The sequence below is a fragment of the Xanthomonas axonopodis pv. maculifoliigardeniae genome (assembly GCF_041519315.1).
Taxonomy (GTDB): Bacteria; Pseudomonadota; Gammaproteobacteria; order Xanthomonadales; family Xanthomonadaceae; genus Xanthomonas; species Xanthomonas euvesicatoria.
Window position 1 is genome coordinate 2,112,323 of the sequence record NZ_CP167998.1, and the last position, 13,045, is coordinate 2,125,367.

General features: G+C 64.8%; 5 protein-coding genes and 1 pseudogene. All 6 read right to left on the minus strand.

The window, feature by feature from the left end; genetic code table 11:
* Positions 1–27: 27 nt before the first annotated feature.
* A complete protein-coding gene (locus ACDH77_RS09310) occupies positions 28–2,289 on the minus strand; it encodes a methyl-accepting chemotaxis protein (RefSeq protein WP_372353840.1) in 2,262 nt (753 codons plus the stop codon).
* A gap of 207 nt (positions 2,290–2,496) precedes the next feature.
* Positions 2,497–4,758: a methyl-accepting chemotaxis protein gene (locus ACDH77_RS09315; protein ID WP_372353841.1), complete on the minus strand. Its 2,262-nt coding sequence runs from the start codon at positions 4,756–4,758 to the stop codon at positions 2,497–2,499.
* A 586-nt stretch (positions 4,759–5,344) separates the two neighbouring features.
* Positions 5,345–7,819 (minus strand): methyl-accepting chemotaxis protein, encoded by a 2,475-nt coding sequence (locus ACDH77_RS09320; RefSeq protein ID WP_011347231.1) that lies wholly within the window; start codon positions 7,817–7,819, stop codon positions 5,345–5,347.
* A 107-nt stretch (positions 7,820–7,926) separates the two neighbouring features.
* The gene (locus ACDH77_RS09325; RefSeq protein WP_029819317.1) at positions 7,927–10,176 is read right to left on the minus strand and encodes a methyl-accepting chemotaxis protein; all 2,250 of its coding nucleotides are present in this window, start codon (positions 10,174–10,176) and stop codon (positions 7,927–7,929) included.
* A 193-nt stretch (positions 10,177–10,369) separates the two neighbouring features.
* Positions 10,370–10,662: pseudogene (locus tag ACDH77_RS09330) on the minus strand (hypothetical protein).
* Between the two features lie 155 nt (positions 10,663–10,817).
* Positions 10,818–12,929 carry a methyl-accepting chemotaxis protein gene (locus tag ACDH77_RS09335; protein WP_372353898.1) on the minus strand — a complete coding sequence of 704 codons (2,112 nt, stop codon included), beginning with the start codon at positions 12,927–12,929 and terminating at the stop codon, positions 10,818–10,820.
* Positions 12,930–13,045: the final 116 nt, after the last annotated feature.

Consider the following 13,045-nt stretch of genomic DNA (forward strand, 5'->3'; position numbering starts at 1 on the left):
GCGACCGGTGGGCTCCGGCGCCGTCGCTTAAAACTCCTGCCAATTGCCATCTCCAACGGTCGACGTGGTTGCATTCACTGCCACGCGCCGCGGTGTCGCCGCGACCACGGCGGCACGTGCAGCCGGGCGCGTCGTCGGCCGCTGGTGGCTCACGGCGCTGGCGATGGCTGACAACTTGCGTGCCACCGGTGCGTTCGCATCGACCTTGAAGACCGCCACCGCTTCGGTGAGTTGCTGTGCCTGTTCTTCCATCGCGCGCGCGGCGGCAGTGGCTTCTTCCACCAGGGCAGCGTTCTGTTGGGTGGCCTCATCCATCTGCGTGACGGTGAGGTTGACCTGTTCGATGCCGGCCGACTGCTCCTGCGAGGCAGCGGAAATTTCGCCCATGATGTCGGTGACGCGCTGCACCGATGAGACGATTTCGGCCATGGTGCGGCCCGCCTGGTCCACCAGCTGCGAGCCGTCGGTGACGCGCTGCACCGAGTCGCCGATCAGGTCCTTGATCTCCTTGGCGGCGGCTGAGGAACGCTGCGCCAGCGTACGCACTTCACTGGCCACCACGGCAAAGCCGCGGCCCTGCTCGCCGGCACGTGCCGCTTCCACCGCCGCATTCAAGGCCAGGATATTGGTCTGGAACGCGATGCCGTCGATGACGGAGATGATGTCGGCGATCTTCTTCGACGAGGCCTGGATGCCCGCCATGGTGTCCACGACCTTGCCGACGACCTCGCCGCCTTGCGACGCCACGCTGGCCGCACCGATCGCCAGTTGATTGGCCTGGCGTGCGCCCTCGGCATTCTGCTTGACGGTAGAGGTGAGCTCTTCCATCGAGGCAGCGGTTTCTTCCAGGTTGGCGGCCTGCTGTTCGGTACGTTGCGACAGGTCGTTGTTGCCGGCGGCAATTTCGCTGGCAGCCGCATTGATCGAGACCGCCGAGGTCTGGATGTGCCCGACGATACCGGCCAGTTGCGTCACCGTGGCATTGGCATCGTCGCGCATCTGCGCAAACACACCCTGGAATTGGCCATCCATGCGCGCAGTGAGATCGCCCGCAGCAATGGCCTGCAACATGCCCGACAACGCTTGCAGGCTGCCATCGGCAGTGGCCATCAGCTGGTTGAGGCTCTCGACCATGATGCGGAAGTCGTACTGGAACTGCACTGCGTCGCCGCGAGCACTGAAGTCGCCGGCCGCGGCGGCCTGTGCCAGCTGCTTGATCTGCCGATTCATCGCGGCCAGGTTGTGTTTGACCTGCGCCATGGTCTCGGTGAGTTTGGCCTGTTCGCCGGGCAGGGCGTCCATGTCGTCGCTGAGGTCGCCGATCGCATAGCGGCCCATGATCTGCGCCAGGCGCGCGGTGACCTGGATGTGGCTGTCGACCAGCGCATTGGTGTCGCCGGCCATGCGGCCGTAGTCACCGGGGAACACGCCGGCATCCATGCGGAAGCTCACCTGGCCGGCATCGTGGCGCTTGGCCATGTCCAGCTGGGCGGTAATGAGGTTGCGCACCTGCGACTGCATCTTGTCCATGGCCTGCAGCAGACGCCCGGTTTCGTCGCTGGCATCGCTATGCACGGCGTTATCGAGCCTGCCCTCGGCAATCGCTTCGGCAGCCTGGGTGGCGCGGCTCAGCGGCCGGGTGAGGCTGCGGGTGATCAGCAAGCCCAGAGTGCCGCTCAGCAATACCACCATCAGCGAACCGCCGACCAGCAACTTGCGCGAATCGTCCATGGACTGCAATGCCACTTCGGCTGCTTCGGAGGCGAGCTTGTCCTGGAGGGCGATGTTCTCGCCGATCTTGTCCTGCCATTTCTGCATCGCCGGTGCGGCCTGGGTAAGCATCAGCGGCAATGCTTGATCGCTGTGGCCAGACATCACCAGGTCGACGACCTGGTTGTTCAAGTCGCGCACCGGCTGCCCGAGGCGGTCGATCTCGGTACGGATGCCGATGCCCTGCGGCGAAGACGGGATGGCGTACAGCGCATCGTGCGCCTTCGCGTAGTCGGCGCGCGCCTGCTTGATGGATTCGATGAATTTCAGATTGTCTTCGTTGCTGGTCGGCAACACGACATTGCGTAGCTCCGCGGCGATGACGTAGTTGGCATTCATCATGTCGTTGGAGAGGCGGATCTTGGTCATGTTCTGGTGCACCAGGGCATCCACCAGCGCACGTGCAGAGGTCAGCCCGCGATAGCCGATGAAGGCGATGAACCCGGACAGCAGGATCAGCACGGTGAAGGCGGCAGCCAGGCGCGGCCCGACATTGAAACGCAGCAGAAGAGAGTTCATGGAATCGCTCGGCTCTAAAAGGTGGAATGCGGTTGCGCTGACAGGCTGGAAAAACGCATTGCGCTCACGTTGCTTGTCGCCAAAGCAGCGTTATCGGCGCTGCCTGCAATCGATTGAGTGAGCTCGGACGCTTGATACAGCTGGTTCTCAGGAATAAACACGGCAGTCGTTCGCAACCGACTGCCGTGCGTGACGCTGCCTTTGCGATCAGAACTCCTGCCAATCGCCCAGCTCTGCGGCCGATGTGGCGTTGCCCGCAGGAGTGCGACGTGGCGATGCGGCCGCCGGGGTGACGCGTGCTGCCGGGCGCGGCGCGAAGCGGGCATTGGCCGGTGCGCTGGCAATGGCCGACAACCGACGTGCCACCGGTGCATGCGCAGCCACCTTGAAGACCGCCACCGCTTCGGTCAGTTGCTGGGCTTGTTCTTCCATTGCGCGTGCGGCGGCGGTGGCTTCTTCCACCAGCGCGGCGTTCTGCTGGGTGGTTTCGTCCATGCTGGTCACGGTCTGGTTGACCTGCTCGATACCCGCATACTGTTCCTGCGAAGCCGAGGAGATCTCGCCCATGATGTTGGTGACGCGCTGCACGCTGGCGACGATCTCGGCCATGGTGGTACCGGCCTGATCGACCAGGGTTGCGCCTTGCGTGACCTTTTCGACCGAGTCGTCGATCAGGTGCTTGATCTCTTTGGCAGCACCGGCCGAACGCTGCGCCAGCGTGCGCACCTCGGAGGCGACCACGGCGAAGCCGCGACCCTGTTCGCCGGCGCGCGCCGCTTCCACCGCCGCATTCAAGGCCAGGATATTGGTCTGGAATGCGATGCCGTCGATGACGCTGATGATCTCGGCGATCTTCCTGGACGAGCCCTGGATGTCGGACATGGTGGTGACCACCTTGGCCACCACATCGCCGCCTTGCGAGGCCACCGCAGCGGCGCCGATGGCGAGCTGGTTGGCCTGGCTGGCGTGCTCGGCGTTCTGCTTGACGGTGGAGGTGAGCTCTTCCATCGAGGCGGCGGTTTCTTCCAGGTTGGCGGCCTGCTGTTCGGTACGCTGCGACAGATCCTGGTTACCGGAAGCGATTTCGCCCGAGGCCAGGCCGATCGCGTCGGCTGCGATCTGGATGCGGCCGACGATGCTGGCCAGTTGTTCGGCGGTGGCATTGGCGTCGTCGCGCATCTGCGCGAACACGCCCTGGTATTGGCCACTCATGCGCGCGGTGAGGTCGCCGGCAGCGATCGACTGCAACAAGCCGGAGAGCGATTGCAGGTTGCCGTCGGCGGTGGCCATCAAGGTGTTGAGGCTTTCCACCATGATGCGGAAATCGAACTGGAACTGCTCGGCATTGCCACGCGCGGTGAAGTCGCCACTGGCCGCAGCCTGCGCCAGCTGCTTGATTTCGGTGTTCATGGTCGACAGGTTGTGCTTGACCTGGTTCATTGCCGCGGTGATGGCCGCCTTCTCGCCGGGCAACTGCTGCATGTCTTCGGACAGGTCGCCGATGGCATAACGCTCGATCAGATGGATGGTCTGCATCTTCACCTTGATGTGCGCGGCCACCAATTCGTTGGTGTCATTGGCCATGCGGCCGAAATCGCCCGGGAACGCGCCGGCATCCATGCGGAAGCTGATCTGGCCTTCTTCATGGCGCTTGGCCATGCCCAGCTGTGCGGCAATCAGATTGCGCAGCTGGCCCTGCATGTTGTCCATGGCATGCAACAGGCGACCGGTCTCGTCGTTGGAGTTCGCGCTGACGTCGTTGTCCAGGTTGCCTTGGGCAATGGCTTCGGCCGCGCGCGTGGCGCGCGTCAGCGGAACCACCAGGCTGCGGGTGATCAGCCATGCCAGCAAGCCGCTGATCAGCACCACCGCCAGGCCGCCACCAATCAACATGGCTCGCCCGCGGGCCATCGCCGTGGTGGCCAGCGCATTGGCTTCCTGGGCACGTTGGCGCTGCAACGCCGAATACTCCAGCAGCGCGTCCTGCCATGCCTGCGTGGCCGGTGCGGCACGCTGCAACAGCAAGGGCATCGCTTCGTCGGTTTTGCCGGCCAGGTCCAGGTCGATCACCTGCTGGTTGAGCGCGCGGGCGGCCTGGTTGTTGGCATCGATCCTCTCACGTAGCGCCTGAGCTACAGGCGTTGCCGAGAAGGTGTAGAGCTTGTCGTGTGCTTCCTTGTAGATGCGGCGTTGCTCTTGGATGATCGCCACGAAGTGTTGATTTTCTTCGTCTGGCGTCGGCAATACGATGTTGCGCAGCTGCACGGCAATGACCGACACCGCGTTGTTCATTTCCTGCAGCCGCTGGACGATCACCATGTTGCGATTAGCGAGCGTATCCAGGCTTTGGCGCGCCTGCGCCAGCGTATACAGGCCAGCGACGACCAGGGCGCAGGACAGCAGGATCAGCGTGCCGAAGGCGAAGCCCAGGCGCTTGCCGACGTTGTAGCGTTGAAGAAGAGCAATCATGTTGGGATCTCGAGGGCGATGGGCAGGAAAGGGGCAGTGCGCAGGGCGGGGAGGCGTACTGGGTACGCTGGTGGCGCCGATGCGGGCATGCGTCGAACCGATCCATCGAGCGTTGCGACATCAAAAGGTCGCAACGCCAGCGATTGCAGGGCAGGTACACGTGCTTGAGGTTGGTAACGGCGCCCTGTCGGTGCTGCTGAACTCGCTAGCCCGGACGCGTATGGGTTGGCGTCACCGAGGTGAGCCTGGTGTGCACAACCGCCTGGAAATGCCTGTCAAACGGGGCATTCCTGGGGCTCTGGAAGATCGCGCCTTCACTTCCTGCTCACAGGCCTGACAGCCCATCAGGCGTCTGGATCCAGGGCGGTTTGGCATGTGTGGCTTGGATCTGCGCTCGCGCAGGGCCGCTCGACGCATGCGCGCTGGCAATAGCGCTCTGCCGATCGCACTGGGCGAAGCGCGTGCGCGTTGATGATGTGCGGCCGTTGCGCCGGTGCCTGACCGATGCAGGCAGCGGGCAGTGACCAAGGTGGGACGCAGGCGTGCGCGCAGCGTCCCAGGGGCCGGTCGATCGCCAGGCGTTGCCTCAGGCAGCGTGGCCCAGGCGGCGATGCGCAGACCCGGCCTGCAACTGGAACACCGAGACCGCATCGCGCAATTGCTGCGCCTGTTCTTCCATCGACCGGGCGGCGGCGGTGGCTTCTTCCACCAGCGCGGCGTTCTGCTGGGTGGCCTGGTCCATCTGCGCGACGGTCTGGCCAACCTGTTCGATGCCTTGCGACTGCTGCTGCGAGGCCTCGCTGATCTCATGCATGATGGTGGTGACGTTCTGCACCGAATCGACGATGTCCTGCATGGTGCGACCGGCCTGGCCCACCAGCTGGCTGCCGTGTTCGACGCGGCTGACCGAGTCCTCGATCAGGTGCTTGATCTCTTTTGCCGCGCCGGCCGAGCGTTGCGCCAGCGTGCGCACTTCACTGGCCACCACGGCAAAGCCACGGCCTTGTTCGCCGGCGCGTGCCGCTTCCACCGCCGCGTTCAAGGCCAGGATATTGGTCTGGAAGGCGATGCCGTCGATGACGCTGATGATGTCGGCGATCTTCTTGGATGCAGTCTGGATGCCGGCCATGGTGCCCACCACCTCACCCACCACCGCACCGCCTTGCGAGGCGACCGTGGCCGCACCGACCACCAGCTGGTTTGCGCGGCGCGCATGCTCGGCGTTGTTGCGTACGGTGGAGGTGAGTTCTTCCATCGAGGCAGCGGTTTCCTCCAGATTGGCCGCTTGCTGTTCGGTGCGCTGCGACAGGTCCTGATTGCCGGTGGCAATTTCGCTGGCGGCATCGTTGATGGCATTGGTGGACTGCTGGATGCGCCCGACGATATTGGCCAGCTGGGTCACGGTGGTATTGGCGTCATCGCGCATGCGCGCGAATACGCCATGGAAATCGCCGTGCATGCGGGCGGTGAGGTCGCCCGCCGCAATCGCCTGCAACACCGTCGAGAGCGCGTGCAGATTGGCATCGGCGGTGGCCATCAAGTGATTGAGGCTGTCCACCATCGCGCGGAAATCGTACTGGAAGCGCTGTGCGTCGCCGCGTACGCTGAAATCGCCATTGGCTGCGGCCTGCGCAAGCAGCTTGATCTGGCTGTTCATCGCCGACAGGTTGGCCTTGACGGTATCCATGGTGTCGGTGAGCACGGCCTTTTCGCCAGGCAGGCGCTCCATGTCCTGGCTCAGGTCGCCGATGGCATAGCGCGACATGATCTGCGCAAGCTTCATCTTGACCGCAATGTGCGAGCCCACCAGCGCGTTGGTGTCGTGCACCATGGTGGCGTAGGCACCGGGGAAACTGTCTGCCTGCATGCGGTAGCTGATCTGGCCGGCATCGTGGCGCTGCGCCATTTCGCTTTGCGCGCTGAGCACGCGCTGCAGTTGCCCTTGCATCTGGCGCATGGTGTCGAGCAATTGACCGGTTTCGTCGCGGCCGGCGGCACTGACCTGATCGTCCAGCCGACCCTGCGCGATATTGGCGGCCACCGTCGCGGCGCGGCGCACATTGCGGGTCAGGCGCGACAAGGTGTACCAGCACAGCGCGGCGATCAGCAGCGCCAGCACCGACAGGCCGGCGATCGCTTGCCACATCGCGTTGCGTGCGTCGACCAGGTGACGTTCGGATTGCCGCTGCAGCGCTTGCAGGGACACGTTGCTGAGGTCCCGCATGGTCTGGCCCAGCGCATCGAGTGCGGCATTCCACTGTGCGTCTGCCTTGGCATCGCTGCCGTCCAGGGCGGACCCCAGTGCAGCCAGTGCGGCGCTTGCCTGGGTCGCTTCGGCCTTGGCGGCATCGGCCAGCGCAGGGTCGGGCTGTTCCAACAAGCCCATCGCCTTGTCCAGTTCATGGCGGAAACGCACATGGTTTCGGTCAAGTTGATCGAGCTGCTCGCGCAGCATGGCGCGGCTGTCGCCCGCCTGCGAGGGGTCGCTGGCGGCGTCCAGACGGGTCAGCGATTCGGTGGTCTCGGGGCTGTAGATCAGCGTGGACACCACCAGGTGGTAGCTCTCGATGTACGGGGTGTAGACCAGCTGGCTGTCGTCGCGCAATGCATCGAGCGCGGCGAAGGCCTGCTCGCTCACGGCGGCGTAGCCTTCTGCGGCGGCACCGGCAACATGGCGCTGCTGCAAGGCCAGCAATTGCTTCTGGCTGCGTTCGAAGCCGGGCATGCCGGCCGTGGTGGCGAGCAGCTGGGCGAGATCGCGCTCGGCGCGCTGCGCGGCGTCTTTGGCGGCGCTGCCGCTATCCACATGGGCTGCGTGCAGGTCGGTGATCAGGCCCAGCATTTGGCCAAGCGGCGCGTAGCTGCGCAATTCGTTGCTGCTGATGGCGACGCTTTCATTGAGCTTGCCGCTATAGAGCAGCACCGGAATGACCAGCCCCACCAACGCAAGCACGCCGATGATGCCGAGTTTCCTGGCGATGGCCAGGTCGTCCCAACGGCTGGTCCAGCGGCGTGGCAAAGCGGGAATGGTCTGCGGCGACAGCGTGGGTGAGGTGGTCATTGATGCGTCTCATGGATGTAAGCAGGCTATCGGCTAACGACGTGTACGCCTTTAACGGGTCGGCAGCGCTGCCGACCCGTCCGGTTCAGTCAGTGCTGGCGATCTGTTCAGAACTCCTGCCAGCTGCTGTCGTTGCTGGGCGCAGCGACGACGGCGCGCAGCGTGGCGGCAGGGGCGCGGCCGGCTGCCGCCGCCCTGGCCGAAAGCGCGGGCGCTGCTGCCGGGCGTCGTGAGGCTGCACGCGATGCCTGCGATGCATCACTGCTGTCGGTCTTGAAGACCGCCACGGCCTCGGTCAATCCGAGCGCCTGTTCTTCCAGCGCGCGTGCGGCGGCAGTGGCTTCTTCCACCAGCGCGGCGTTCTGCTGGGTGGTTTCGTCCATCTGGGTGACCGTCTGGTTGACCTGCTCGATGCCCGACGACTGCTCCTGCGAGGCCGCGGAGATCTCGCCCATGATGTCGGTGACGCGCTGCACGCTGGTCACGATTTCGGCCATGGTGGTGCCGGCGCTGTGCACCAGCAGCGAGCCTTCGGCCACGCGCTGCACCGAATCGTCGATCAGGCTCTTGATCTCCTTGGCCGCTGCGGTGGAGCGCTGCGCAAGCGTACGCACTTCGCTGGCCACCACGGCAAAGCCGCGGCCTTGTTCGCCGGCGCGCGCCGCCTCCACCGCGGCGTTGAGCGCCAGGATGTTGGTCTGGAACGAGATGCCATCGATGACGCTGATGATGTCGGCGATCTTCCTGGACGAAGACTCGATTCCGCTCATCGTCTCGACCACCTTGCTGGCGATCTGCCCGCCTTGCGCTGCAACGCGGGCGGCGCCGATGGCAAGCTGGTTGGCCTGGCGTGCGCTTTCGGCATTCTGCTTGACGGTGGAGGTGAGCTCTTCCATCGAGGCAGCGGTTTCTTCCAGGTTGGCGGCCTGTTGTTCGGTGCGCTGGGACAGGTCCTGGTTGCCGGCGGCGATTTCGCCGGTGGCTGCGCTGATGTTGCCGGCCGCGCCCTGGATCCGCACCACGATGCGCGTGAGCTGCTCGGTGGTGGCGTTGGCGTCGTCGCGCATCTTGGCGAATACACCGTGGAAGTTGCCGTGCATGCGGGCGGTGAGATCGCCGGCGGCGATCGACTGCAACACCGACGACAAGGTGACCAGGCTGGTGTCGCTGACCTCCATCATCGCGTTGAGGTCCTGCACCATGCGCAGGAAATCGTGCTCGAACCGCTGCGCATCGCCGCGTGCGCTGAAGTCGCCGGCCGCAGCCGCGCTGGCCAGGCGCTTGATCTCGGTATTGATCGCCAGCAGGCTGGCCTTGGCAGCATCCATCGATTCGTGCAGCACCGCGCGGCTGCCCGGCAGGCGCCGTGCATCGCGGCGCAGATCGCCGCGGGCGTATTCGTTGAGCACTTCGATGGCATCGACGATGGCGTCCAGGTGCTCGAACATCATCGTGTTGATGCCCTTGCTCAGCTCTCCGTACACGCCGGGGAAGTCCTGCGGCATGCGGTGCGTCATGTCCTTGTCGGCGTGCAGCGCGATCATCCGCGTGGTTTCGCCGGAGAAACGCTGCAACTGCGTCTGCATCCTGGCCATGGCGCTGAGCAGCCGGCCGGGCTCGTCGGTGGCGGTGGTGTGCACGTCGCTGTCCAGGCGACCTTCGGCGATGGCCTCGGCGGCACGGGTGGCACGGCTCAACGGCTGGGTCAGGCTGCGGGTGATCCACCAGGCCAGCAGGCTGCTGACCAAGATCACCGCAAGGCCGCCGGCGATCAGCAATGCCCGGCCACGATCCATCGCGGTGTTTGCATCGGCATAGGCCGCCGCGCCACGGCTGCGCTGGCGTGCGGCATATGCATTGAGCGCGTCCTGCCATTGCTGGTTTGCCGGTGCGGCCTGCTGCATCAGCGCCCTGAGCGCCTGGTCGGGCTTGCCGTTCATGCCTAGGTCCAGCACCTGCTGATTGGCGACACGCGCCTTTTCGCGGGCAAGATCGATTTGCCGACGCATTGCCGCACCATTGGCGTCGGACGGCGGGATGGCGTACAGCTTGTCGTGGATGTCGCTGTAGTACTGCCGCTGCTGCTCGACGATTTTTGCGAAGCCGATGTTCTCTTCCTGCGTGGTCGGCAGCACGATGTTGCGCAGGTTGACTGCAATGTCCGCACTGGCGCTGCGCATCTCGCCGACATATTCCAGGATCGTCATGTTGCGCTTGACGATCGAATCCATGCGCCCGCGCGCTTGCGCCAAGGTCATCAGGCCCGCGACCACCAGGCCGCAGGACAACAGGATCAGAAAGCCGAACGCTGCGGAAAGGCGGGTACCGACGTTATAGCGTTGGAGAAAGCCGATCATGAAACATACCTGCCGGGAAGGAGGAGAGGGAGGCGCTTGGAGGCAACGGCGGCGGCCTCGCGATCACGGTCGGCACCCGCTGCAAGCTAGGGCGGCCGCATGACGCCTGGCGCTGGCGCTGCTGGCGTGCGTCGGCTCCGTCCCGATTGCAGGGCAGGTAGCGGCGACCTGGTCGTATACTTGAGCTCGCTATTTAGCGTTTGTTATAGCTGGCATCGTTCACGGAAGCGGGCAGCGACGCGTGCCGATGCAAGGCCCTGCCGGGCGAGGTGCAGCAGCGATGAGCGCGCGCGAAGGGAAGGGCGCTCGACATGCACGCCGGTCGGGGCGCCAATGCCACCTTGCGGCTGATGTTCCAGTGGGTCTTTGGGGAAGGGCCGATCAGAAAGGGGCAAGTCAGCCGACGCGTGCCGGCTGCAGGCGCGTGTCGCCCTGGCGGTTCGCGCTGGCTGTCGACGCCTTCCAGGCCGCAGCAGTCTGGCCCATCGCCAGCGGCGCCCATCAATGCATAAGGGCCCGAGCTAGCGCATGCGGGTTGCATGTGCTGGCTCGGGCCCTGCGTGTTGCAATGACTGATGTGTGGAGCGGCTGCCTGGCGCATGGCATCGGTGAGCACTCCCACCGATGCCAGTGCGTGCTGATCAGAACTCCTGCCAGCTGGTGTCGACGGTCGTCGATGCAGCAACCGCGCGCGGCTTGGCGGCCGCGCTGCCGCCGATCGAGGTCAGCTTGGCGCGCACGGCCGGCGCCGCCTTGGCGACGGATGCCGTGCGGACCGTGCTGGTGGTGCCTTGCTCGGTCTTGAAGACCGCCACGGCCTCGGTCAATCCGACCGCCTGTTCTTCCAGCGAGCGCGCGGCGGCAGTGGCTTCTTCCACCAGCGCGGCGTTCTGTTGGGTGGTTTCGTCCATCTGGGTGACGGTCTGGTTGACCTGTTCGATGCCGGCCGACTGTTCCTGCGAGGCTGCAGAGATCTCGCCCATGATGTCGGTGACCCGCTGCACGCTGGTCACCAGCTCGCCCATGGTCCTGCCTGCGGCATTGACCAGCACCGAACCGGCGGTCACACGTTCGACCGAGTCGGCGATCAGGTCCTTGATCTCCTTGGCGGCGCCGGAAGAGCGCTGCGCCAGCGTGCGCACTTCAGAAGCCACCACGGCGAAGCCGCGGCCTTGCTCGCCGGCACGTGCCGCTTCCACCGCTGCGTTCAAGGCCAGGATATTGGTCTGGAAGGCGATGCCGTCGATGACGGAGATGATATCGGCGATCTTCTTCGACGAGGCCTCGATGCCGGCCATGGTTTCGACCACCTGGCCGGCGATCTCGCCGCCCTGGGTGGCCACGCTGGCCGCGCCGATGGCGAGCTGGTTGGCCTGGCGTGCGCTTTCGGCGTTCTGCTTGACGGTGGAGGTGAGCTCTTCCATCGAGGCGGCCGTTTCTTCCAGGCTGGCGGCCTGCTGTTCGGTGCGCTGCGACAGGTCGCTGTTGCCGGCAGCGATTTCGCTGGCCGCGCCCTTGATCGAGATGGCCGAGGCCTTGATGCCGGTGACGATTTCGGCCAGCTGCACGGCGGTGGCATTGGCATCGTCGCGCATCTGCGCAAACACGCCGTGGAATTCACCGCTCATGCGTGCGGTGAGGTCGCCAGCAGCGATCGCCTGCAACAAGCCCGAGAGCGACTGCAGGTTGCCGTCGGCGGTGGCCATCAAGGTGTTGAGGCTGTCCACCATCACGCGGAAGTCGTGCTGGAAGTTTTCCGCATCGCCGCGGGCGCTGAAGTCGCCATTGGCGGCGCATTGGGAAAGATGCTTGATGGCGTGGTTGACCGAAGACAGATTGCCCTTGACCTTGGCCATGGTGTCGCTGAGCACGGCCTTGTCGCCGGGCAGGGCTTCCATGTCTTCGCGCAGGTCGCCAACAGCGTATTGGCCCATGATCTGCGCCAACCGCATCATCACGGCCACATGCGAGGCGGCCAGGTCGTTGTTGCCGCGCACGATGGTGGCGTAGTCGCCAGGAAACGCTGCTTCGTCCAGACGGAAATTCAGCTCGCCCTGATCGTGCCGGCGCTTCATTTCCTGCTGGCCGTGCAAGACCTTCTGCAACTGCTGCTGCATCTTGCTCATGCTGGCGAGCAGGCGGCCCGTCTCGTCGGTGCCGCTGCTGTCCACGCTGACCGACAGATTGCCGGCCGCGATGGAGTCGGCCACGTGCGAGGCGGTGCCCAGACGATTGACCAGGCGACGACGGATCAACCCGCCGCTGACCAGCGCTACCAGCACGGCGATGCCGCTGCCGACGATCATCGACCAACGGCTGCGGGCCTTTGCGGCCGCCAATGTCGCGCTGCGTTTGACCAATAGTTGGTTTTCCTGCGCTTCAAAGTCCGCCAGCTGCTGGCGGATCTGCCCCATCGCCACGCGCTCATGGCCGGCCTTGAATTGCGTCAGCAATGCGGACAGCTCTGTATCGCTGCTTTTGCCACGCAGCGCGATCAGGTTGTCCTCAAAGCCCATGAACTGCTCATACGCCGCATGCAGGCGCTGCAGGCGTTCCTGCTGAACCGGGTTGTCGGCGGTCAACGTCTTGGCGTTGGTGAATTCCTGTTCGAACTGCACCTTGCCGTGTTTGTACGGCTTGAGATGCGTTTCCTGCCCGGACAGCAAAAAGCCGCGCGCGCCCGTCTCTACATTGACCGTGGCAATGGACATGGCACGGCCGGTGCCGATGACCTGATAGGTGTGGTCGTTCATGGCCACCGCGTCCGACAGCTGGGACTGCCCACGTAGCCCTACCGTTGCGACGATCAAGAGCACAAGAACAACTGTGCCGAAACCCAGTGCCAGTTGTGTCGAAAGACTTAGCTGTT

Coding starts and splice junctions, on each gene's coding strand:
- ACDH77_RS09320 (WP_011347231.1), bottom strand. CDS start 7,819: ATGACCACCTCACCCACGCTGTCGCCGCAGACCATTCCCGCTTTGCCA.
- ACDH77_RS09335 (WP_372353898.1), bottom strand. CDS start 12,929: ATGAACGACCACACCTATCAGGTCATCGGCACCGGCCGTGCCATGTCC.
- ACDH77_RS09310 (WP_372353840.1), bottom strand. CDS start 2,289: ATGAACTCTCTTCTGCTGCGTTTCAATGTCGGGCCGCGCCTGGCTGCC.
- ACDH77_RS09325 (WP_029819317.1), bottom strand. CDS start 10,176: ATGATCGGCTTTCTCCAACGCTATAACGTCGGTACCCGCCTTTCCGCA.
- ACDH77_RS09315 (WP_372353841.1), bottom strand. CDS start 4,758: ATGATTGCTCTTCTTCAACGCTACAACGTCGGCAAGCGCCTGGGCTTC.